Below are 24,005 nucleotides of genomic sequence, written 5' to 3'. Positions count from 1 at the left end.
TTGAGCCAATCGCATGCGGGGCTGGCAAAAAAAGCCATCTATAGCAGGAAGCAAGCAGGTATAATTTGCCTGCTGCCGCAAGGCGGCACACGCTAGGGGTCCTGCCAATCGCATGCAATGCGAGGCGCGGGTGAGAAACACCCTCTGAACCTGATCTGGATAATGCCAGCGAAGGGAAGCATGTGGATCACGCCGCACAAGCCTTTGCGCCGGACGTGTCCGCGCTCCTTTTTGCTGGCTCCTGCAAGCAAAAAAAGGAGCCACATGAATGCACCATTGAAGTTCGACTCGGCCACCGCCACGGTGGACCAGGCCGCGATTGCACCTTTCCCCAATTCCACCAAGGTCTATATAGAAGGCAGTCGGCCCGACATCCGCGTGCCGATGCGCGCCGTCAGCCAGTCCGCCACCTCGTCCTCGTTCGGCGGCGAGCAGAATCCGCCGGTGTTCGTCTACGACACCTCCGGCCCGTACACCGACCCGGCCGCCAGCATCGACATCCGGCGTGGGCTCGTTGCGCCGCGTCTCGCATGGATCGAAGAGCGCGGCGACACCGAGCAACTGACGGGACCCAGCTCCACCTACGGCCGCGAACGTCTTGCCGACGCCAGTCTCGACCCGCTGCGCTTCGAACTGACCCGGGCGCCGCGCCGCGCGCGCGCCGGCGCCAACGTCACCCAGATGCACTACGCCCGGAAGGGAATCATTACCCCCGAGATGGAATTCGTCGCGCTGCGCGAAAACTTGCGCCGCAAGGAATACCTGGAAAGCCTGGAAGCATCCGGTCCGATGGGCCGCCGCAGTGCCGAGCTGCTGGGACGCCAGCATCCGGGCCAGTCGTTCAGCGCCCTGATCCCGAAGGAAGTCACGCCCGAATTCGTGCGTTCGGAAATCGCGCGCGGGCGTGCGATTATCCCCAACAACATCAACCACCCGGAATCGGAGCCGATGATCATCGGCCGCAACTTCCTGGTGAAGATCAACGCCAACATCGGCAATTCGGCGGTGACCTCGTCGATTGGCGAGGAAGTGGAAAAGATGACCTGGGCGATCCGCTGGGGCGCCGACAACGTGATGGACCTGTCGACAGGCAAGCACATTCATGAAACGCGCGAATGGATCATCCGCAACAGCCCGGTGCCGATCGGCACGGTGCCGATCTACCAGGCGCTGGAAAAGGTCAACGGCAAGGCCGAGGACCTGACCTGGGAAATCTTCCGCGACACCCTGATCGAGCAGGCGGAGCAGGGCGTCGACTACTTCACCATCCACGCCGGCGTGCTGCTGCGCTACGTGCCGATGACGGCCTCGCGCCTGACCGGCATCGTCTCGCGCGGCGGATCGATCATGGCCAAGTGGTGCCTGGCCCACCACAAGGAATCCTTCCTGTACACCCACTTCGAGGACATCTGCGAGATCATGAAGGCCTACGACGTCGCCTTCAGCCTGGGCGACGGCCTGCGTCCCGGTTCGATCTACGACGCCAACGACGAAGCCCAGCTGTCCGAACTGAAGACCCTGGGCGAGTTGACCCAGGTAGCGTGGAAGCACGACGTGCAGGTGATGGTCGAGGGCCCCGGCCACGTGCCGATGCAGCTGATCAAGGAGAACATGGACCTGCAGCTGGAGCACTGCAGCGAAGCGCCGTTCTACACGCTTGGGCCACTGACCACCGACATCGCGCCGGGCTACGACCACATCACCTCGGGCATCGGCGCCGCGCAGATCGGCTGGTACGGCACCGCCATGCTGTGCTACGTCACGCCCAAGGAGCACCTCGGCCTGCCCGACAAGCAGGACGTCAAGGACGGCATCATCACCTACAAGATCGCGGCCCACGCGGCCGACCTGGCCAAGGGCCATCCCGGCGCCCAGATCCGCGACAACGCGCTGTCCAAGGCGCGCTTCGAGTTCCGCTGGGAAGACCAGTTCAACCTCGGGCTCGATCCGGACAAGGCGCGCGCCTTCCACGACGAGACCCTGCCCAAGGATTCTGCCAAGGTGGCCCATTTCTGCTCGATGTGCGGGCCGCACTTCTGCTCGATGAAGATCACCCAGGAAGTGCGCGACTACGCCGCGAAAACCGGGGTGGCGCCGGAAGGCGCGGTCAAGCGCGGCATGGAGGAAAAGGCGATCGAGTTCGTCAAGGGCGGCGCGCAGCTGTACCGCAAGGAGGGCGCATGACGCCCATCGAAATCAACGGCGAAGCGCACCAGGTGACGCCGCACAGCACGCTCGACCAGCTGGTCGGCGCGCTGGCGCTGGACGGGCAGGCGCTGGCGCTGGCGGTCAACCGCAGCGTGGTGCCGCGCGCGCAGTGGGGCGAACGCCGGCTGCAGGCCGGCGACAAGGTAGACATCGTGCGCGCCATCGGCGGCGGCTAAACATATCAAGGACATAAACGACATGAGCAATAAAGACATCCTCACCATCGCGGGCAAGGAATACGGCTCGCGCCTTCTGGTCGGCAGCGGCAAGTACCGCGACCTCGACGAAACCCGCGCCGCGACCGACGCCGCGCAGGCCGAAATCATCACCGTGGCGATCCGGCGCGTGAACATCGGGCAGGACCCGAACGCGCCCAGCCTGCTCGACGTGTTGCCGCTGTCCGAGTACACCATCCTGCCGAATACCGCCGGCTGCTACCGGGCCAAGGACGCGGTCTACACGCTGCAGATGGCGCGCGAGCTGCTGGGCGGGCACAAGCTGGTCAAGCTCGAAGTGCTGGGCGACGACAAGACCCTGTTCCCCAACATGCCCGAAACGCTGGCAGCGGCCGAAACCCTGGTGCGCGACGGCTTCGACGTGATGGTCTACTGCAGCGACGACCCGATCCAGGCCCGCATGCTCGAAGAGATCGGCTGCGTGGCGGTGATGCCGCTGGCGTCGCTGATCGGCTCGGGCATGGGCATCCTCAATCCATGGAACCTGTCGCTGATCATCGAGCAGGCGAAGGTGCCGGTGATCGTCGACGCCGGCGTCGGCACCGCTTCCGACGCCGCGATCGCGATGGAACTGGGCTGCGACGGCGTGCTGATGAACAGTGCGATCGCGCTGTCGTACGATCCGGTGCGCATGGCAGGCGCGATGCGGCTGGCGGTGCAGGCCGGGCGCGAAGCCTTCCTGGCCGGACGCATGCCGAAGCGCTTTGCGGCGTCGCCGTCGTCGCCGATGGCGGGGCGCCTGCAGTGACGCGTCCGACGGTACTGGTGTTCGCCGGCCTCGACCCGTCGGGTGGGGCCGGCATCGCAGCCGACATCGGGGCGGTGGCCGCGCAGGGCGCGCATGCGCTGCCGGTCGTCACCGCGCTGACGGTGCAGGACCACAACCGCGTGTACGAGGTGGCGCCGGTCGACGCCGGCCTCTTGGCCCGGCAGGCGCTGGCGCTGGCCGGCGCCTGCGCCATCGGTGCGGTCAAGATCGGCATTACCGGCAACCGCGCCAACGCGCTCGCGATTGCGGCCGTGGTCAAACGGCTGCGCGCGGCCGACCCGGCGCTGCCGGTGGTGCTCGACCCGGTGCTCGCCAGCGGCAACGGCGATGCGCTGGCGGCCGGCGACGCGCTGGCCGCCGTCGAACCGCTGCTGGCGCTGGCCACCCTGGTTACGCCCAACCTGCCGGAAGCCTCCGCGCTGGCATGGGAGAAGTGCGTTGGCCTGCTGGTCACCGGCGGCCATACCGATGGCGATACCGTCGTCAACCGCTGGCACAGCGAAGGCCGCATGCGTGAATGGAGCTGGCCGCGCCTTGCCGGCAGCTTCCACGGCAGCGGCTGCACGCTGGCCGCCGCGGTGGCCGGCCGGCTGGCGCTGGGCGAACCGATGGAACAGGCGCTCGGCCGCGCCCAGGCCTACTGCCAGCGCGCGCTGGCGCAGTCATTCTCGATTGGCCCTGGCCAGCGCATCCCGCGCCGCGACGCCAGTCCACACTGAAAGGAAGACCATGCAAGGCCTCTACCTCGTCACCCCGGACTGGGACGACACCGCAAAGCTGCTCGAACACACCGGGGCCGCGCTGCACGCCGGCGCCGCCATGGTGCAGTACCGCCACAAGGGCGCCAGTCCGGCGCTGCGGCGCGAACAGGCGGCGGCGCTGAAGGCGCTGTGCCGCCGCTACAACCGGCCGCTGGTCATCAACGACCACATCGACCTGTGCCTGACGGTCGACGCCGACGGCGTGCATGTGGGCGGCACCGACGCATCGGTGGCGCAGGCACGCGCGCTGCTCGGGCCGCTGAAGATCGTCGGCGCCTCTTGCTACGGCCAGCTGCCGCTGGCGCTGGCGGCCGAGCGCGACGGCGCCAGCTATGTCGCGTTCGGCGGCTTCTATCCATCCCGCGTGAAGCAGTACAGCTTTCGCACCGAGCCCGCGCTGGTCGCCGAGGCCAAGGCTGCGGTAGGCGTGCCGGTAGTCGTCATCGGCGGCATGACCCCGGACAATGCGGCGCCGCTGGTTAGCCTGGGCGCCGACATGGTGGCGGCGATCAGCAGTGTCTACGCGGCGCCGGTGCCGGGGGCCGAAGTGCGCCGCTTCGACGCGCTGTTCGCGGCGCGGGCGAAACAGTGAATCAGATCGGGGACAGACCCCGAGGCTGGGGTCTGTCCCTGAGCCTTCCCCTCAAAAATTGCTTGTAAACAGGCTGGATGCCTGTTAACTTCTAATCCCAAAAACGGCGCATGCATGGCTGTGTTAACCCTTTCGTTTGTAGCGACCAAACTGCGAACGAAAGGAACAGACTATGCATGCAGGACGAATCATACAAGATTTGTTAGCCGATCAATGCCCATCGATACACGCCAAACGCCGGCATTGCCTTGCCTTGATGATTGAGGCGGCGCGGAGTGGCGGGCTTGGTTTGCTGAAGATGAGTAAGTCTGTGCAAGGCTCGAGCTCATTGCGTCATCGCATCAAGCGCTGTGATCGGCTGTTGAGCAATCCCCATCTGGCGACCGAACGCGTGGAGATATTTCGCGCAGTCGCGCAGCGCGTCTTGCAAGGCCAATCGAAGATCAGCATTATCGTGGACTGGTCCGATTTGTTAGCCGACATCAGCCAACACGTGCTGCGTGCGGCTGTCGTTGTGAAGGGCCGCGCTATCGTCATCTATGAAGAGATACACCCCACCGCGCAGTATGGTGCGGCTTCGGTGCACCGCGAGTTCATGAAGACGCTACGCTCGGTGCTGCCAGCCCATTGTCAGCCCTTGATCATCACCGATGCCGGCTTTCGCGCCGCGTGGTTCAAGATGCTCGATCAACTCGGGTTTGCCTGGATAGGACGCATCCGAAACCGCGACATGGTGACCCCCAGTGGCAAAAGTGACTGGCGCGGTTGCAAAGAGCATTTCGCGGACACGAAGGGACGTGCACGCGACCTGGGGAGCTTCAATTACGTCCGTTCGAACCCTGTGCCATGCCGTTTGGTGATGATCAAGAGAGTACCCAAAGGGCGCACATGCAAGACTGTGTTCGGGAAAAAATCGCAGAGCCACCATAGTAAGAAGCAGAGCGCAGGGCAACGGGAGCCGTGGTTGCTGGCTGTTTCGCCACGCCTGTCGAGGCTCAGTGCCAAGGCGGTTGTTAATTTGTACCAGGGCCGCATGCAGATCGAGCAGACGTTCCGCGACCTCAAAAGCTCCCAATGGGGAATGGGGCTCAGCAGCAGCCAAACACGCAAGCCACATCGACTCACCATCTTGTTGCTCATCGCATCGCTGCTTGCGTTCGCGCTGTGGCTGATCGGCTTGGCCGTACGCCGCAACGGGTTCGCTGTTCACTATGGCAGTCGCAAGAAAGCGGCTGCCACCCTATCCATCCTGTCGCTAGCGCGCCACTGGCTGCAATATCACAGCTCGGCACTCTTAACGCGACGTCAAATCGCCGAAGCGTTGAACGAGCTCGGGTCCATGCTCGAGACGTACGAAATATGAGGGGAAGGCTCAGGGTCTGTCCCTTTTTTCTTGCGCATCCGCGCGCGGGCTGTACCTCGGATTTTGCCGCCTGTCGCAAGCCCTTGGCGGGGCAGGGCCGCCTTTCCTATAGTGCTTGAAGAACACCCGGCCGCTCGACGGCGATAAGTAGAAGAAAAAGTCTAGACAAAATAATCTAGATATTTTATTCTACATTCAACGACAGGGAGACTTCATGAACCAGTTCCGTTTGCCAACCACCGGAGATGCGCGATGAGCGCGCTGCTGCCGGCCCTCGCGTGGGCGCTGCTCGACTTCGTTTGGCAAGGCCTGCTGGTCGGCTGGGGCGCGGCGCTGGCGCTGGCAGCCATGCGCAAGTCGACCCCGCAAGCGCGCTACGCGGTCGCCTGTGCCGCGCTGCTGCTGTGCGCCGCGCTGCCGCTGGCCGGAGTGGTGCAGCGCATCGCCGAGGCGCAGTCGCTGACGTCAACCCTCCTGCCGATTTCCGCTGTCGAGATGCCGGGTGCATCCGCAGCGGCCCCTCACGAAACCGCGACCCTCGTCGCCGGCCGCCTGGCGAGCTGGGAGCAGTCGCTGCAAAGCCGCCTGCCGCTGGTGATCCTGTTCTGGTCCTGCGGCGCCGCCGTGCTGGCGCTGCGCATGGCGTTCGGACTGGCGTGGGTGCGCCGCCTTACCAACGCCGGCCGGCATCGACCCGATTCCGCCTGGCAGGCGCGCGTATCGCGCATGGCGAAACGCTTCGGCATCGGCCGCCCGGTCGCGCTGGGCATCGTCGACGAGCTCTCGGGGCCGGTAACAGCAGGCTGGTGGCGCCCGGTCGTGCTTCTGCCGGCGTTGCTGTTGTCCGGCATGCCGCATGAACTGCTCGAAGCGCTGGTCGCGCACGAACTGGCCCACATCAAGCGCCACGATTACCTGGTCAACCTGGTCCAGGGCGCTATCGAGATCGTGCTGTTCTACCACCCCACCGTGTGGTGGCTGTCGAACCGCATCCGGATCGAACGCGAACAGATTGCAGATGATTTAGCCGCAAGCATGCTCGGCGAACCGCGGCGCCTGGCACTTGCATTGTCCGAGCTTGACCAGTTCCAGCTCACCACCGCCCAACTCGCCCATGCGGCACACGGAGGAAACCTTATGAACCGCATCAAACGCCTGGTACGCCCGGATACCGAACCGTTCAAATGGAAGATGGTGCTGCCCGCCCTCGGCCTCGCCGCGGCCTGCGCCGGCTTCTACGCCCACGCCCAGACCGTGCCCGCGCCGCCGGCCCCGCCGCCACCGCCTGCCCATCCCGCGCACCCCGCCGATCCGCCGCATGCTGCCCCGGCCGCGCGCACGGCCATTCCGGGATCGCCGGCCCGGCCCGCGACGCCGGCCATCCCCGCGATCCCGGCCGACAGCATGCCGCCGTCGCCTCCATCCCCGCCATCGCCTCCATCTCCGCCGTCGCCCCCGGCGCCTCCGGAGCGCGGATGGAACGTCAGCAAAGGCCACGGCGGTACCTCGTATGCGCTGGTGCGCGGCGACGAGCGTGGCGGCAGCATGATGAATGGCCACAGCGACGACTTCCGCAACCTGGAAGCCGCCAAGCGCGCCGTGAAAGGCGACTTCCTCTGGTTCCGCGACAAGAACGGCAAGGCGTTCATTGTGCAGGACCCTGCGCTGGTGGCGCGCGCCAACCAGGCCTGGGCTCCGGTCGACCGCCTCGGCAAGGAGATGGACGTGTACGGCAAGGAGATGGACAAGCATGGCAAGGTGATGGAAGCCCTGGGCCGCGAAATGGAAGCCGCCAGCCGCGGCACCGGGCCGACCGCCGCCACCCGCGAGATCGAACGCAAGATGGAAGCGCTCGGCCGCGAGCAGGAGAAGCTGGGACGCGAAATGGAGAAGGTGGGCCGCCGCATGGAAGACGCCACGCCGGCCCAGCACGACGTCCTGTCGCGTGAAATGGACAAGCTGGCGCGCGACATGGACACAATGTCGCGCCAGATGGACCAGCAGGCAAAGAGCCTCGGCGAGCAGGTGCGCGCCATCGACCGCGCCGCGAAACCGATGGAAGCGGTCGGCGCCAAGATGGAGCGGGCCGGCAAGCCGATGGATGCCCTCGGCAAGAAGATGGGCGTGCTGGGCAAGCAGATCGAGCGTGAAAGCGAGGCCGCCAGCAAAGTGATGCGCGGCCTGATCGACGAGGCCCGCAGCAAAGGCCTGGCGCAGCCAGCGCCAGCTGCCGGCGCGAGCTGACACCCGTCCCGTCCCGCGCCGGCATGGCCAGTTTGCCAACGCGGGACGGGTGTGGATTCGCCCATCGCGGCAGCACCCCGCCGGTATAATCACGGGATGCAAAATCTCCTCCACAATCTCAATCCCGAACAACTCGCCGCCGTCACCCTGCCGCAGCAGAGCGCCCTGATCCTGGCTGGTGCAGGCTCGGGCAAAACACGCGTGCTGACCACCCGCATCGCGTGGCTGATCCAGTCCGGCCAGGTATCGCCGGCCGGGATCATGGCTGTTACCTTTACCAACAAGGCGGCCAAGGAGATGCTCACGCGCCTGTCGGCGATGCTGCCGATGAGCACCCGCGGCATGTGGGTCGGCACCTTCCACGGCCTGTCCAACCGCCTGCTGCGCACCCATTACCGCGACGCCGCGCTGCCGCAGACCTTCCAGATCCTCGATTCGCAGGACCAGCTGTCGATGATCAAGCGCCTGCTCAAGGCGAACAACGTCGACGACGAGAAGTACCCGGCCAAGAACCTGATGTACTTCATCAATAACGCGAAGGACAACGGGCTGCGCGCCAACCAGGTCGAGGCCTACGACCCGATCGAGCGCAAGATGGTGGAGCTGTATAAGCTCTATGACAACCAGTGCCAGCGCGAGGGCGTGGTCGATTTCGCCGAGCTGCTGCTGCGCTGCTACGAACTCCTGTCGCGCAACCAGCCGCTGCGCGAGCACTACCAGGCGCGCTTCCGCCATATCCTGGTCGACGAGTTCCAGGATACGAACGACCTGCAGTACAAGCTGCTGAAGCTGTTGGCCGGGCACGGCGAACGCCATGGCGGCGCGCTGTTCGCGGTGGGCGACGATGACCAGAGCATCTACGCATTCCGCGGCGCGAACGTCGGCAACATGAGTGCGTTCGAGCGCGAGTTCCAGGTCGAGAACCTGATCAAGCTCGAGCAGAACTACCGCTCGCACGGCCACATCCTCGACAGCGCCAACCAGCTTATTTCGTACAACAGCAAACGCCTCGGAAAAAACCTGCGCACCGACGCCGGCCACGGCGAGCCGGTTCGCATCTACGAAGCTTCATCCGACTTGGAAGAAGCGCAGTGGATCATTGAGGAAGCCAAGAGCCTGATGGCCGAAGGCGCGGCGCGCAGCGACATCGCAATCCTGTACCGCTCCAACGCGCAGTCGCGCGTGATCGAACACGCGCTGTTCGCGGCCGGCCTGCCGTACACCGTGTACGGCGGCCAGCGCTACTTCCAGCGCGCCGAGGTAAAGCACGCGATCGCCTACCTTCAGCTGATGGACAACCCGCACAACGATTCGGCCTTCCTGCGCGTGGTGAACTTCCCGACGCGCGGCATCGGCATGCGCACCATTGAGGCGTTGCAGATGGCGGCGGAGCAGTACGGCATTTCGCTGTACGCGGCGGTGCCTTACGTGGCGGGGAAGGGCGGTACCTCGCTGAGCGGCTTCGTGCGCCTGATCGAGGGCGCGCGCTTCGAGACGCAGCAGCTGTCGCTGCCTGAGATGGTGCGCATCGTGCTCGACGTCAGCGGCCTGATCACGTATTACAAGGGCGAGAAGGAAGGCGCCGACCGCATCGAAAACCTGGAGCAGATGGTCAACGCTGCCACCCAGTTCGTGCAGGAAGAGGGCTTCGGCCAGGCTGCGCCCGCGCACCTCGGGCCGCAGGCGCAGGCGTCGTCGGGCGAAGCCGTGATCTACCAGGACGGCATCGAGGTCCTCGACGCCGATGCGCCGCTGTCGACCGTCATGTCGCCGCTGTCGGCCTTCCTGTCGCATGCCTCGCTGGAAGCGGGCGATGCGCAGGCGCAGGCCGGACAGGACGCGCTGCAACTAATGACGGTGCACTCCGCCAAGGGCCTGGAGTTCGACGCGGTGTTCATCACCGGGCTGGAAGAGGGCCTGTTCCCGCACGAGAGCAGTTCGCGCGAGATGGACGGCGTGGATGAGGAGCGGCGCCTGATGTACGTGGCGGTCACGCGCGCGCGGCGCCGGCTGTACATGAGCTTCACGCAGACCCGCATGCTGCACGGCCAGACCCGCTACAACATGAAGTCGCGCTTCTTCGATGAGCTGCCCGAGGAGGCGCTGAAGTGGCTGTCGCCGCGCGTGCAGTCGCACTGGTCACCGAACCGGAAGACGGCGTGGGACGATGCGTCGTTCAACGGCGGATCGGACAACAAGATCGCGCAGCAGATCACGCAGAAGTCCAGCACTGGTCCGGGCTGGCGTATTGGCGAGTCGGTAGCGCACGCCAAGTTCGGTGAAGGCGTGATCGTGAATATCGAGGGAAGCGGGACCAATGCGCGCGCGCAGATCAATTTCGGGCGCGCGGGGATGAAGGTGCTGGATCTGTCGATTGCGAAGCTGGAGAAGGTGGGACGCTGAGGGTAGTCCAGCATCCCATGCTGGCTCTTCGAGGCCCTTAACTCAGGCCTCGTTGGCCGGCGCCTGCTTGACCGCCTCAACCACCGGCGCCCCAAACAGCCTGCAATAAATCGCAAAGAACGAACAAAACGCCGTAATCGTATACAGCAGCGACATCGGCACCAGCACCGCCTGCCACGCCGTACTCCCGCCGAAGATGAAGAACAGCAGTTGCGAGATGAGCGCGCTGATGCCGAACCACGCCAGCGCGAACACCATGAACGGCTTGGTCGCGTTGATGATCCCGAACACGCTGTAGAACACTGCCTTCCCGGCCGGCATCCGCTTCCAGTGGATCAGCGGCCCGCTAAACGCCAGCATCACGAAGCCGATCAGCTGGGTGAAACCTGTGAACAGGATCGCCGGGCCAAGCGATGATGCCTTCGCTTCGGGCGAATCGGGTTCCACCTGGCGCAGCAGCACCTGCACCAGCATGCCGCCGTCGATCAGCGTCGACGCCGAAATCGCCACCACGGCCATTGCCAGGTACACCACCCCAAGCTTCAACAGCGACGGCAAGGCGGGCGAGCGAAAGCCCGTCAGCAGCAGCGCCGGACGCACCGGCTTGCCCTGTTCCGCATTGGCGCAGCCCTGCATGAACGCCACCGTGAAAAACGGCACCAGCATGTACGACAGCAGCTTGCCCACCAGCGGCACGAGGCCCAGCCAGAAAGTCAGCAGCAGGTAACCGAAGAACAGCGACGCAAGCCCCAGCGGCTGCTTGCGGAACAGGCCGAAACCGCGCTTGACCCATTCCCATCCTTCGCGCGCCACCAGCTTATCCATGGAACAGCTCCGGCGCAGGCGTGGCGATGCGTTCGCGCAGGATGCGTTCGAAGTGCGATGGGTCGTGCGGCGTCAGCAGCTCGGCTTCGCGCGGCAGGTGCAGGTCGTACAGGCGCGACAGCCAGAAGCGCAGCGCGGCGGCGCGCAGCATCTGCTGCCATGAGGCGCGTTCGTCCTCGGTGAACGGACGCTCTGCATGGTAGGCGTCGAGCATGGCGCGCGCACGTGCCTGGTCGATGACGCCGGTGTCGAGGTCGATGCACCAGTCGTTGAGCGTCACCGCCACGTCGAACAGCCAGGTGTCGCAGCCGGCGAAATAGAAATCGAAGAAACCGGTCAGCCGGGTACCGACGAACATCACGTTATTGCGGAACAGGTCCGCATGCACTGGCCCATGCGGCAAAGCGCAGTAGTGCGCACTGCCGGCGAAGGCCTCCTGGAAGTGCATCTCGGCGCGCAGCAGGTGGTCGTTGGCGGCAGTCAGGAAGGGCAGGACCTTGGGCGTGGTCTCGTTCCACCAGCCGAGCCCGCGCAGGTTGGGCTGCTCCATCGGGAAGTCGCGGCCGGCCAGGTGCATCCTGGCCAGCATGGCGCCGACCGCGGCACAGTGCGCCGGCTGGGGCGCCATCTGCGAGCTGCCTTCGAGCTTGCTGACGATGGATGCCGGCTTGCCGTGCAAGGCCACCACCAGCTCGCCCTGGTCGTTGGCGACAGGCGCCGGCACGGGAATGCCGCGCTCGGCCAGGTGGCGCATCAGCTTGAGGTAGAACGGCAGCTGGTCGAAACCCAGGTTCTCGAAGATCGTGAGCACGTACTCGCCGCGCTCCGTCGTCAGGAAGAAATTGCTGTTTTCGATGCCGGACGCGATGCCTTTGAGCGCGACGGCATTGCCGAGAGGGAACTGCTTGATCCACTGGGTGAGGTCACCCAGCCCGACCGCGGTAAAAACTGCCATTGTGAATGCGAAAAAGTAGAAGAGTAAGTCGGTAACGGCGTGCGCCTGGGCCCGGTTTTCCGGGCGGGCAGGCTTACTTCGCTGCGGGTGGCGGTGGTGGCGGCGGTACTAGCGCCGGCGGCGCGGCGGCTGCCGCAGCAGTTGCCTCGGCCTCGCGCTCGCTCTGTTTTCTCTTGCTCAGGTCGAATTCGAGGATCTGCCATTGTGGCGGGCGCAGCGTGCTGCCGGCGCCTTCGCTGTTGTTGGTGCTGGCGGTGGCAGGGCCGGCGCCCTTCATCGTGTAGGTGCTGCCGCCGGTCGTGACCTTGACTTCCTTGACCTGCCCGCCGTCGCGCCTCTCGACGATCTTGTTGCGTTGCTCGCGCCTTGGCGTGATGGTGATCGGCGTGTCGCTGCCTTCTTCGATGCGCTCGAGTTTCGGCGGCGCCTGGCTTGGCGCCGTCTGGGCCGGCGGCGTCTGGGCCAGCACGGCGCCCGACTGCACGATCAGGCCGGCGGCCAGCAGTTTCCAGATTGCAGTTTTACGCAGCATGATGGTCACCTTGGATATGTTGAGGCCATTGTAACAAAAACAGGCAGGCTTTCCCGTGAAGGGCGCGGAATCGCTCCCATATGCAAGGGACGGCAGCGAACGCTGTTGTGTTTTCTCCATGCGCGATTCTGCGATAATGGCAGATGTCCGCCGCGCACCCCGCCGTGCCGGCACCCACTCTTCGATTTGGCATATGCAAAATACCCTGCTGTTAGTTGACGGTTCCAGTTACCTGTATCGCGCTTTCCACGCCCTGCCGGACCTGCGCAGCCCCGAAGGCCACCCGACCGGCGCCATGCACGGCATGGTCAACATGCTGCGCCGCCTGCGCCAGGATTACCCGGCCGCGTACATCGCCTGCGTGTTCGACGCCAAGGGCAAGACTTTCCGCGACGACATGTATCCGGAGTACAAGGCCACCCGCGCATCCATGCCGGACGACCTGCGCCTGCAGATCGAGCCGATCCACGAGGCGGTGAAACACATGGGCTGGCCGATTTTGATGGTCGAAGGCGTCGAGGCGGACGACGTGATCGGCACGCTGTCGGTGCAGGCCTCGCAGCTGGGCATGAACACCATCGTCTCGACCGGCGACAAGGACCTGGCGCAACTGGTCAACGACAAGGTCATGCTGATCAACACGATGACCAACGAAAAGCTGGACGAAGCCGGCGTGCTGGCCAAGTTCGGCGTGCCGCCGAACCGCATCATCGACTACCTGACCCTGATCGGCGACACGGTCGACAACATCCCGGGAGTGACAAAGTGCGGCCCGAAGACCGCGCTCAAGTGGCTGGCGCAGCACGGCAGCCTGGAATCCGTCATCGAGAACGCGCACACGATCACCGGCGCGGTCGGCGAGAACCTGCGCCAGGCGCTCGAGTGGCTGCCCCAGGGCCGCACCCTGATCACCGTCAAGACCGATTGCGACCTGTCCGCGCACATGGTGTCGATCTCCGAGACGCTGGTCGGCAAGGATGAAAACAAGGAAGGGCTGCGCGACTTCTTCCAGCGCTACGGCTTCAAGACGCTGCTGCGCGAAATCGGCGGCGCGGTCGACGCCGGCGCCAGCGCATTGGTGCTCAATTCTCCGGAGGGCGACCTGTTCGGCGCCGCCGTAGTGCCGGTCATCCGCGGCGACTATGAAACCGTGCTGACCGAAGAAGCGCTCGACAAATGGCTGGCGCTGATCGACGCGGCGGAACTGACCTCGGTCGATACCGAAACCACCTCGCTCGACCCGATGACGGCGCAGATGGTCGGCATCTCGCTCTCCGTCGAGCCGGGGCACGGCGCCTACATTCCGGTGGCGCACCGCTACGCAGGCGTGCCAGAGCAGCTGCCGCGCGAGCTTGTGCTCGAAAAGATGCGCGCCTGGCTGGAAAGCCCGGACAAGCCGAAGGTGGGCCAGAACCTCAAGTACGACAGCCACATCTTCGCCAACCACGGCGTGACCCTGCGCGGAATCGTGCACGACACGCTGCTGGAATCCTACGTGTTCGAATCGCACAAGCCGCACGACATGGACGGCCTGGCGATGCGCCACCTTGGCTACACCACCATCCCGTTCACCGAAGTGTGCGGCAAGGGCGCGGGCCAGATCTGCTTCGACCAGGTCGAGCTTTCGCGCGCCACCGAATACGCGGGCGAAGACTCGGACATCACGCTGCGCCTGCACCATGCGATGAAGGGCCACGTCGAAAACGACCCGAAGCTGAACTTCATCTACCGCCAGATCGAGCTGCCGACCTCGGTAGTGCTGCAGAAGATCGAGCGCAACGGCGTGCTGATCGACGCTGCCCTGCTCGACACCCAGTCGAACGAACTTGGCGCGCGCCTGATGGAGCTGGAACAGAAAGCGCACGAACTGGCAGGCGGCCCGTTCAACCTCGGTTCGCCGAAGCAGATCGGCGAGATCTTTTTCGGCAAGCTGCAGCTCCCGGTCATCAAGAAGACCCCGAGCGGCGCGCCGTCGACCGACGAGGAAGTGCTGCAGAAGCTGGCCGAGGACTATCCGCTGCCGAAGATCCTGCTGGAGCACCGCGGCCTGTCGAAGCTGAAGTCGACCTACACCGACAAGCTGCCGAAGATGGTCAACCGCGAAACCGGCCGCGTGCACACCAACTACGCGCAGGCAGTGGCGGTGACGGGACGCCTGTCGTCCAACGAGCCTAACCTGCAGAACATCCCGATCCGCACGGCGGAGGGGCGGCGCATCCGCGAAGCCTTCATCGCGCCGCCGGGCAGCGTGATCGTCTCGGCCGACTACTCGCAGATCGAACTGCGCATCATGGCGCACATCTCGGGCGACGCGGCGATGCTGCGCGCGTTCGCGGAAGGCGAGGACATCCACCGCGCCACCGCCGCCGAAATCTTCGGCGTGGCGCCAGCCGAGGTGCAGTCCGAACAGCGCCGCTACGCCAAGGTGATCAACTTCGGCCTGATCTACGGCATGAGCGCCTTCGGCTTGGCCGGCAACCTGGGCGTGGACCGCGCCGCTGCGCAGAGCTACATCGAGAAGTACTTCGCGCGCTTCTCGGGCGTGAAGCAGTATATGGACGACACGCGCATGCAGGCCAAGGCGCGCGGCTACGTCGAGACGGTATTCGGGCGCCGCCTGTGGCTCCCCGAGATCAACTCCCCGAACGGCCCGCGCCGCCAGGGCGCCGAGCGCGCGGCGATCAACGCGCCGATGCAGGGCACTGCCGCGGACCTGATCAAGCTGGCGATGATTGCGGTGCAGGGCTGGCTGGAGTCGACCGGCATGGCGACCAGGATGATCATGCAGGTGCACGATGAACTGGTGCTGGAAGTGCCGGAAGCGGAGCTGGAAATCGTCAAGGTCAAGCTGCCGGAACTGATGGCGGGCGTGGCCAGGCTCGACGTGCCGCTGCTGGCGGAAGTGGGCATCGGCAGCAACTGGGACCAGGCGCACTAGGGCGCACTAGGTCCCGGCTATCGTACCAAAAATGCAACGGTGTAAGTACGAAGTTGTAAGAGAGTGTTGCTATGTGAACTAGTGCACACAAAATTACTATGTGGAAATGTATAGTCGGTCTTCAGTGCAGCTCAGCTGTTCGCGTTATGACCTATAAACTATACGAGGCACACATGAACCAGAAAACCAATCGACTTAAGCTGATCGCCGGCGCAGCCCTTGCAGCAACCCTCGCCGCTTGCGGTGGCGGCGGTGGATCCGGCAGCACTCCTGTGCCGGGTACGCTCGGCGTCTCCATTACCGACGCGCCCGCGTGCGGCTTCGATGCCGTCAACGTCACGGTCACCAAAGTGCGCGTGCACCAGAGCAGCAGTGCAGGCGAGGGCGAGAGCGGATGGAGCGACATCACGCTGTCCGCGCCGCGCAAGATCAACCTGCTCAACCTGACCAACGGCGTGATCGAAGCGCTCGGCACGACGGCGCTCCCGGCCGGCCGCTACACCCAGATGCGCCTGGTGCTGGACGCGAACACCGGCAACGGCCTCGCCAATTCCGTGGTCCCGACCGGTACTACCGCGGAAAAATCGCTCGACACCCCGAGCGCTGTCCAGAGCGGCATCAAGCTGGTCGGGCAGTTCGACGTGGCATCCGGCCAACGCACCGACGTGGTGCTGGACTTCGACGCCTGCAAATCGGTGCTCACCAAGGGCAACGGCAAATACGCGCTCAAGCCGGTCGTGAAGATCGTGCCGACCACCAGCAACGGCATCAGCGGCTTTGTAAGCACTGCGCTGCTGGCCAGCGGCGTGACCGTCAGCGCGCAGCAGAATGGCGTGATCGTCAGTTCCACCGCGCCGAATGCGACCACCGGTGAATTCTTCCTGTCGCGCCTTGCGCCGGGCAACTACGATGTCGTGATCACGGCGAATGGCCGCGCCGCTTCGGTGGTCGGCGCCGTGCCTGTCGCGACCACGACGAGTACTACCGCCCTGAGCACCGCGGCCGCGCCGATCGCCTTGGCCGAAGGCCTGAACGGCAGCATCGCGGGCACCGTGACCATGACGCCGGTGAGCACCACCGGCGAGGCGGCCTACGTGTCGGCGAAGCAGACCTTCGCGGCCGGCCCGACCGTCACCGTGAAGTATGCAGGCGCCGACCTGGCGACCGGCGCCTACAGCATCAACAACCTGCCGGTGACGGCGCCGCAGTATGCCGTGTACAACAGCACGCTGCCGCTGGTGTTTGCCGCCGCGCCGACGGTAACCCCGGGCGTGGGCAAGTACTCGGTATCCGCATCGGCGACGGGCTACACCACGCTGGTGAAGGCCGAGGCGGTCGACATCGCAACCCAGAACGCCTCGAACGTCAACTTCGTGCTGGTTCCTTGATGCCGGCCTGAAGCGCGCCCCGCCGGGGGCGTTTGCCGCGGCCTTGAAACGCCTCCCGCGTGCGGGAGGCGTTTCCGTAGCGCGATACAACCGCTTTGCGTCCGAGGCGGTACAATGCCGGGCTTGCCTGTATCGCAATCGAACAAGAGGCCAAAAAATCGACCCGATCCTCATTTCCATCCTCCTCGCGACCACAATCGGTGGTGTCGCGAGCATCACCGCTGCGGCGGTGTTTTCGTTTGCGCTGCTCGCGAAGATGGTCGAACGCATGGTCAGCCTCTCGGTCGGCATCATGTTGTCCACCTCATTGCTGCACGCGCTGCCGGAAGCGTTCGAGTCGAATGCCGATCCGCGCAGCCTGTTCGCGACCCTGCTGGGCGGCCTGCTGGCCTTCTTCATGCTTGAAAAGCTGGCCATCCTGCGCCACTCGCACCACCACGAAGGCGACGGCCACCACCACGCCCACGGCCATGACGCGCGCGAGGCAGGCAAATCGGGCTGGATGATCCTGGTCGGCGACGGCATGCACAACTTCACCGACGGCATCCTGATCGCGGCGGCCTTCTTCGCCAACCCGGAACTGGGCCTCGTGACGGCGCTGGCAATCATCGCCCACGAGATCCCGCAGGAGATCGGCGACTTCATCGTGTTGCTCAATGCCGGCTTCTCGCGCACCCGCGCTTATGTATTCAACCTGCTGTGCAGCCTGATGGCAGTGGCGGGCGGGCTGATTGGCTACTACACGCTCGACCAGGCCAGCGGCCTGATTCCGTATGTGCTGGTGTTCGCGTCGTCCGGTTTCCTGTACATCGCCGTCAGCGACCTGATGCCGCAGATGCAGCGCCGCGCGACCGTGCGCGAGTCGGTGCCGCAGGTGCTGCTGATCGGGGCCGGCGTGCTGATCGTGCTGTTCCTGACCAGCGCGCACTGATCGCGTCCGGGCACGCCACCTGACTTTTGGCACATGCGCCTTGCCGCGCAGATCCCGACGATGAAGTTGCTGCTGCGCCTCGTCGGCGCAGCGGTTCACTCATACGGGGGGGCCATCAGCTGCACGCACGCCCACGCGGAAGATAAGCGTTATTACGCCGGCGTGACGACCGGCGCGTCGAATGCCGCGCAGGGCCTGCCGCAGTCACGCGGTTTCGAGCGCTGCCATCTCGGCACTGCCGTACTTGTCGACGATCAGCCACCACGCCGATTCCACTGCGATAGACGCTGACTGGCGTCCTGTAGCCATATGTCTGCGCGAATTCACGACAGCTTAAACTACCCCGTAGTCACTGTCTCAAATTGTGGATCCACTATACTACTCGGCCGGGTAGGTATGGCGGGATCGGCGCCGCAATCTACCCTTGGGCCATGTTGAACCGGCTACGCTGGTCCCGTAGACTGGCTGCATACATTATTAGTTCAGGTATGCATGAATGAGCCAGGAAGCTGAGCATTTTGACAATTATTCGCGTCGCGCGCTGCCGGATAGCGAACGGGCTTCGGCCTGGAGCATCGCGCTGATCACCTTTGGCATCGGCACCACCTTGCCGGTATTCTGGCTGGGCGCGGAAGTCACGCGGAGCGTCGGTACCGGCGCGGCGCTGGGAATCTTCCTGGCAGTGTGCGGCGCGCTGGGGCTGATCTCCGTCGTCACCGGCCTGGTGGGGGCGCGCAGCCGCCTGAGCACCTATATGGTGCTGCACTTCGCTTTCGGCCGCCATGGCGCGAAACTGGTCAATTTGCTCATCGCGGCGACGCTGGTGGGGTTCTACGCCGTGACCATCGATGCCTTCGGCCAGGCCGCCAGCAGTTCGCTGCGCGGGTATCTCGCCGTTAGTCCCGCGCTGTGCGCCATCGCTGGCAGTGTGCTGATGACGCTGGCAGCGCTGGTGGGCATGCGCGGACTGGAGCGCCTGTCCGGCTTTTCCGTGCCGGTGATGGCGATCTTCGTTCTGTACATTCTTGCGCTGGCGCTCGGCGCGGGCGAACCCGGCCAGCTGGCGCATTACGCGGGGCAGGGCGGCGGCATGGTCCAGGCGGTTTCCAGCACCATCGGCATGGTCATCATGATGCCTGTGCTGATGCCGGACGTCACCCGCTATGCCCATGGCCTGCGCGGCTGCCTGGCGGCCAGTGCCGGGATCGCCTTCGGCTTCCCGCTAGTGCTGATGGCGGGCGGCTTGCCGGCCATCCTGACCGGCCAGAATGGCATCGCGGAGAACCTGGCGCATTTCGGCGTAGTGCTGCCCGGCCTGTTCATCCTGCTGTTCTCCAACTGGATCACGAACACAGCCAATCTCTATTCCGCCACGCTGACCCTCGCTACCGTCAGCCGCCCCAGCGACCGGGTGCTGACCCTGGGCGCCAGCGTCGCCGGCACCGTGCTCGCGTTGGCGGGCGTGATGCGGCATTTCGAACAATTCCTTTTCGGCCTGAGCGTTTTCATTCCGCCCATCGCCAGCATCTATCTGATCGATTTCTTCCTGCTACGCGGCCAGCGCTACGACGACAAGCTGATCGCGGCGCTGCCGGCGTGGCGCTGGAGCGCGCTGTCGGCATGGGCGCTGTCCTGTGCGCTGGCCTGGTGCGGCACCAGTGGCAGTGTCCAGATCACCGCCATTCCAACGGTCGACGCCATGCTGGCGGCGGCCATCATCTATCCACTGCTGCACCGCTGTACCCGGGGACGCCCGGCCAGCCCGGCCGCATCCACCATCCCGGAGTAGCTCATGTCCATCCGCATCGCCACCGATATCGGCGGCACTTTCACCGATCTGGTTTACCTGAAGCAGGGGCAGGTGCATGCCGTGAAGGCCGACACCACGCCACCTCATTTCCACCTGGGCTTGCTGGATGCCGTCGACAAGGCGGGCATCGACCTGCGCGAGGTGGACTTTTTCGCCCACGGTTCGACCGTCGTCATCAACACGCTGACCGAGCGCAAGGGCGTGAAGACCGCGCTGCTAACGACCGCCGGCTTCCGCGACGTGCTGGAGATCGCGCGCGGCAACACACCAGACATCTTCAATCCGCGCTACAGCAAGCCGCGCCCCTTCGTGCCGCGCCACCTGCGTTGCGAAGTGCGCGAGCGCATCGACCATCGCGGCGAGGTGGTGGTGCCGCTGTCGCTGGAGGGACTGGCGGACACGCTGGACCGGCTGCGCGTGGAAGGCGTGGGCGCGGTGGCAATCTGCCTGCTGCACGCCTACCGCAATCCGGCCCATGAATTAGCGCTAAAGACGGCCGTGCTGGCGCATTGGCCGGAAGTGGCGGTGGTGGCCTCGCACGAAGTGAGCCGGGTCTGGCGCGAATACGAGCGTTGCAGCACGGCGGTGCTGTCCGCCTACGTGATGCCGTCCACCAGCAATTATTTGGACCAGTTGGGAAAGCGGCTGAAACAGCGCGGCCTGCCAGGCGCGCCCTTTATCATGAAATCGAATGGCGGCATCGCGCCGCTGGCCGCCGTGCGCGCCGACCCGATCAGCCTGGTGGAATCCGGCCCGGTCAGCGGCATCCTTGGCGCCCAGGTGTACGGTGCGCTGATCGGCGAGTCGCAGTTGATTGCGCTCGACATCGGCGGCACCACCGCCAAGTGCTCGCTGATCGACCAGGGCCGCGTCACCATTACCAACGACTATGTGATCGAACGCGGCCCGACCAGCGCCGGCTACCCGATCATGACGCCGGTGGTCGATATCGTCGAAATTGGCAACGGCGGTGGCAGTATCGCCTGGCTGGACGAAGCCGGCAGCCTGCGCGTTGGGCCGGAAAGCGCCGGCGCCATGCCGGGACCGGTGGCCTATGGACGCGGCGGCAAGGCGCCCACCACCACCGACGCCAACCTGGCTACCGGCCGCATCAATCCGGACGGCTTCGCCGGCGGGACCATCATGCCGGACTTGGACGCGGTGCGGGCAGCGTTCGACACGATCGGCCAGCGCCTGGAGCTGGACGGCATGGCGGTGGCGCACGGCGTGCTGCAGATCGCCAACGCCAACATGGTCAACGCACTGAAGCTGGTGTCGGTCAACCGGGGCCACGATCCACGCGAATTCGCGCTGATGGCCTTCGGCGGCGGCGGCGCGCTGCACGCCACGGCGCTGGCGGCCGAACTGGGCATCCCGAAAGTGATCGTGCCGCCGTATGCGGGCGTGTTCTCGGCCTGGGGCATGCTGATGCTGGACGTGCGCCGCGACGCGATCCGCACCCACGTGCAGCCGCTGGCGCAGGACGGCATGGCGGCGCTGGAACGGGCGTTCGAAGGCCTGCGCGAGGAAGCCGAGACCGCGTTCCGGCAGGATGGTTTCGCGGCCGGCCAGCTGCGCTTCGAGCGTTACGTCGATGCCCGTTACGTCGGCCAGGAGCACGCGGTCAAGGTCGCGCTGCCGGAACAGGGCGCGGACGCGGCGGAGGCGCTGGAACGCTTTCACCGCATCCACGAGCAGGCCTACGCCTTCCGCCTGGATGCGCCGGTGGAGGTGGTGGGCCTGCACCTGGCCGGTTTCGGCGCCGTGCCCAAGTCGCCGATGGCGCCCCTGCCGGCGGCCGTTGGGCCTTCCGCCATCGCAGCCCTGGCCGGCGAGCGCATGGTCGAACTGTTGCCCGGCCAGCCGGAAACCACGCCGGTGTATGCGCGCGCGCGCCTGCTGCCGGGCATGGAGCTGCACGGCCCGGCCATCATCGAAGAAGCCACCACCACCACCGTGGTCGGGCGCGGCGAGCGGGTCGAAATCGACCGCTTCGGCGGCCTGCACATCCACTTACCGCAGCTTTAAGGAGCACCCATGCAGCACACGCCATTCACGCGCGAGGTGATCAAGAACGCGCTCACCGCCATTGGCGCGGAAATGTTCGCCGCCATGCAGCGCACCAGCATGAGCCCCATCATCTACGAGGCGCTCGACTACGGCATCGGCATCACCGACGCGGCCGGCAACCTGATCTCGCAGGGCAACGGCATCCCCGGCTTCATCGGCACGCTGGACGGCGCCGTGCGCAGCATACTGGACAAGTTCGGCGCGGACGGCATCCACCCCGGCGACGTGTTCATCACCAATGACCCATACGCGGGCGGCGGTACCCATTTGTCCGACGTGTCAATGGTGGCCCCGGTGTTCCATGACGGCCGCTTGCTGGCCTGGACCGCCAACAAGGCGCACTGGACGGAGGTGGGCGGCAAAGACCCCGGCAGCTTCAGCGCCGACGCCACCGAGGTGTACCAGGAGGGCCTGCAATTCCCGGCTGTGCGCATCGTCGACCAGGGGCGGGTCAACCATGGCTTGCAGGACCTGATCGCTGCCAATGTGCGCCTGCCGGAAATGACGCTGGGCGACCTGCACGCCTGCACCGCCGCGCTGCGGGTGGGCGAGCGTCGCCTGCTGGCCCTGGTGGAGAAGTATGGCCGCGACGGCGTGGAAGATACCATGACGCACCTGCTCGACTACGGCGCTGCGATGACGCGCGCCGCGCTGGCGCGCCTGCCGCACGGGGTGTACGAGGCCGAGGACGTGATCGACGAGGACGGCCTGGGCAATGGCCCGTTCACCATCAAGGTGCGCGTTACCATCACGGCGGAGCGTTTCGTGGCCGACTTCACCGGTTCCAGCGCGCAGGCGCCCGGCCCGGTTAACAACACCCGCTGCGGCCTGGAATCGGCGGTGCGCGAAGTATTCATGGGCGTGGTGCGGCCGGGCGTGCCGGCCAGCGCCGGCTGCTTCCGCGCCATCGAGGTGATCTGCCCGCCCGGCACCATCTGCACCGCCGAACGCCCGGCGCCGGTGTCCGCCTATTTCGAGGCGATGGTGACGGCGGCCGACGTCATCCGCCGCGCGCTGGCGCCGGTGCTGAGCGACCGCCTGATCGCCGGCCAGCTCGGCTCGGTCTGTTCGATGGTGTTGAACGGCCACGCGCGCGACAGCGGCAAGGAATTCCTGCTAGTGCAGCCGCTGGTGGGCGGCTGGGGCGCGGGCGAGGGCAAGGACGGCGAGAACGGACAGTTCTGCGTCGGCAACGGCGAGACCAGCAACATCCCCATCGAGATCGCGGAACGTTGCTACGACGTGCGCATCGAGCGCTATGGTTTCCACGGCGACGCGGGCGGCGCCGGGCGCTGGCGAGGCGGACGCGGCGTGGCGCTGGAATACCGCATCCTGGGGCCGCGCGCCTGGGTCTCGACCTTCTTCGGGCGCGGCAAGACCCCGCCCTGGGGCATGGACGGCGGCGCCGACGGCTCCTGCAGCTACGCCGAGGTGGTGCGCCCGGACGGCTCGCGCCAGCGTTTCGCGCGCGCCAACCGGGTGCCGCTGGGGCAGGGCGACCTGCTGCGCCTGGTCACCGCGCATGGCGGCGGCTGGGGCGACCCGGCGCAGCGCGCGCCGCAGGCGCTGGCCGAGGATCAACAGAATGGCTTGCTGGGCTGAACCGCAAGCCTCCGCTATACTCTTGGAGGAGCTGATATGACTGTGCACCGTTTCCCGCCGCTGAGCGGCCCTTATCAAGTCGCCACCGCGCCGCCGCTGGAAGTCGGTGGCGTGCGCAAGGTGCTGACCGGCCTGGCGCGCATCGAGGCCGGCGTGCGCAGTCCGCCGTCCGGTTTCCGGCGGGGCTGCGCCAGCGAGGTCGATTATGTGGTCAGCGGGCGGCTGCGGGTCGATACCGCGTCCGGCAGCTACGAGATCGCTGCCGGCGACATCGTGGTGGAGAACCCGGACCAGCCGCATGCGACCACGGCGCTGGAAGACAGCGAAATTTTCTTTGTATTGATGGACCCGCTGGTCGCATTCGACGGATAAGCAAGC

The 24,005-nt window shown here is 65.6% G+C and carries 18 protein-coding genes and 1 riboswitch; of the genes, 15 read left to right on the top strand and 3 right to left on the bottom strand.

The window, feature by feature from the left end:
• The first annotated feature begins 84 nt into the window (after positions 1–84).
• A riboswitch (TPP riboswitch) is annotated at positions 85–194 on the top strand.
• A 70-nt stretch (positions 195–264) separates the two neighbouring features.
• The 8 genes from thiC (at position 265) to D3872_RS13450 (ending at position 10,576) form a co-directional block, all read left to right on the top strand.
• The gene (gene thiC / locus D3872_RS13485) at positions 265–2,184 is read left to right on the top strand and encodes a phosphomethylpyrimidine synthase ThiC (RefSeq protein WP_119811252.1); all 1,920 of its coding nucleotides are present in this window, start codon (positions 265–267) and stop codon (positions 2,182–2,184) included.
• On the top strand, positions 2,181–2,384 hold the full coding sequence (gene thiS / locus D3872_RS13480) for a sulfur carrier protein ThiS (RefSeq protein WP_119811251.1): 204 nt from the start codon (positions 2,181–2,183) through the stop codon (positions 2,382–2,384). The genes thiC and thiS overlap by 4 nt, the downstream gene beginning before the upstream one ends.
• 22 nt (positions 2,385–2,406) lie before the next feature.
• Positions 2,407–3,192 (top strand): thiazole synthase, encoded by a 786-nt coding sequence (locus D3872_RS13475; protein WP_119811250.1) that lies wholly within the window; start codon positions 2,407–2,409, stop codon positions 3,190–3,192.
• Entirely contained in the window at positions 3,189–3,932 is a 744-nt protein-coding gene (thiD, locus tag D3872_RS13470; RefSeq protein WP_119811249.1) for a bifunctional hydroxymethylpyrimidine kinase/phosphomethylpyrimidine kinase, read from the top strand. Before D3872_RS13475 ends, thiD begins: the two co-directional genes overlap by 4 nt.
• 10 nt (positions 3,933–3,942) lie before the next feature.
• Positions 3,943–4,566 carry a thiamine phosphate synthase gene (gene thiE, locus D3872_RS13465; RefSeq protein ID WP_119811248.1) on the top strand — a complete coding sequence of 208 codons (624 nt, stop codon included), beginning with the start codon at positions 3,943–3,945 and terminating at the stop codon, positions 4,564–4,566.
• 172 nt (positions 4,567–4,738) lie between these two features.
• Entirely contained in the window at positions 4,739–5,929 is a 1,191-nt protein-coding gene (locus D3872_RS13460) for an IS4 family transposase (protein WP_119810180.1), read from the top strand.
• A 252-nt stretch (positions 5,930–6,181) separates the two neighbouring features.
• Positions 6,182–8,173 (top strand): M56 family metallopeptidase, encoded by a 1,992-nt coding sequence (locus D3872_RS13455; protein WP_119811247.1) that lies wholly within the window; start codon positions 6,182–6,184, stop codon positions 8,171–8,173.
• 96 nt (positions 8,174–8,269) lie between these two features.
• Positions 8,270–10,576, top strand: a complete 2,307-nt coding sequence (locus D3872_RS13450) for a UvrD-helicase domain-containing protein (protein ID WP_119811246.1) — start codon at positions 8,270–8,272, stop codon at positions 10,574–10,576.
• A gap of 42 nt (positions 10,577–10,618) precedes the next feature.
• On the opposite strand, the gene D3872_RS13445 is transcribed toward D3872_RS13450, so the two are convergent.
• The 3 genes from D3872_RS13445 to D3872_RS13435 all read right to left on the bottom strand — a co-directional run bounded on the left by D3872_RS13445 (position 10,619) and on the right by D3872_RS13435 (position 12,888).
• Complete coding sequence (locus D3872_RS13445) at positions 10,619–11,401, bottom strand: BPSS1780 family membrane protein (protein WP_119811245.1); 783 nt, start codon at positions 11,399–11,401, stop codon at positions 10,619–10,621.
• Entirely contained in the window at positions 11,394–12,356 is a 963-nt protein-coding gene (locus D3872_RS13440) for a homoserine kinase (protein WP_119811244.1), read from the bottom strand. The genes D3872_RS13445 and D3872_RS13440 overlap by 8 nt, the downstream gene beginning before the upstream one ends.
• Before the next feature lie 73 nt (positions 12,357–12,429).
• Positions 12,430–12,888, bottom strand: a complete 459-nt coding sequence (locus D3872_RS13435; protein ID WP_119811316.1) for a DUF2782 domain-containing protein — start codon at positions 12,886–12,888, stop codon at positions 12,430–12,432.
• A 193-nt stretch (positions 12,889–13,081) separates the two neighbouring features.
• Between D3872_RS13435 and polA the strand changes: the two genes are divergently transcribed.
• From polA to D3872_RS13395, 7 genes are all read left to right on the top strand, one after another.
• Complete coding sequence (gene polA / locus D3872_RS13430) at positions 13,082–15,826, top strand: DNA polymerase I (RefSeq protein WP_119811243.1); 2,745 nt, start codon at positions 13,082–13,084, stop codon at positions 15,824–15,826.
• 173 nt (positions 15,827–15,999) lie between these two features.
• Complete coding sequence (locus D3872_RS13425) at positions 16,000–17,214, top strand: DUF4382 domain-containing protein (protein WP_119811242.1); 1,215 nt, start codon at positions 16,000–16,002, stop codon at positions 17,212–17,214.
• Positions 17,215–17,392: 178 nt separating this feature from the next.
• Entirely contained in the window at positions 17,393–18,145 is a 753-nt protein-coding gene (locus D3872_RS13420) for a ZIP family metal transporter (protein ID WP_370660966.1), read from the top strand.
• Between the two features lie 496 nt (positions 18,146–18,641).
• Positions 18,642–19,934, top strand: a complete 1,293-nt coding sequence (locus tag D3872_RS13410; RefSeq protein WP_119811239.1) for a purine-cytosine permease family protein — start codon at positions 18,642–18,644, stop codon at positions 19,932–19,934.
• Positions 19,935–19,937: 3 nt separating this feature from the next.
• The gene (locus D3872_RS13405; protein WP_182915806.1) at positions 19,938–21,983 is read left to right on the top strand and encodes a hydantoinase/oxoprolinase family protein; all 2,046 of its coding nucleotides are present in this window, start codon (positions 19,938–19,940) and stop codon (positions 21,981–21,983) included.
• A gap of 9 nt (positions 21,984–21,992) precedes the next feature.
• A complete protein-coding gene (locus D3872_RS13400; protein WP_119811238.1) occupies positions 21,993–23,627 on the top strand; it encodes a hydantoinase B/oxoprolinase family protein in 1,635 nt (544 codons plus the stop codon).
• Between the two features lie 36 nt (positions 23,628–23,663).
• A complete protein-coding gene (locus D3872_RS13395) occupies positions 23,664–23,999 on the top strand; it encodes a cupin domain-containing protein (RefSeq protein ID WP_119811237.1) in 336 nt (111 codons plus the stop codon).
• Positions 24,000–24,005: the final 6 nt, after the last annotated feature.

Source organism: Massilia cavernae (genome assembly GCF_003590855.1).
GTDB lineage: Bacteria > Pseudomonadota > Gammaproteobacteria > Burkholderiales > Burkholderiaceae_D > Telluria_A > Telluria_A cavernae.
This window is presented reverse-complemented; position numbering and strand designations above follow the sequence as displayed.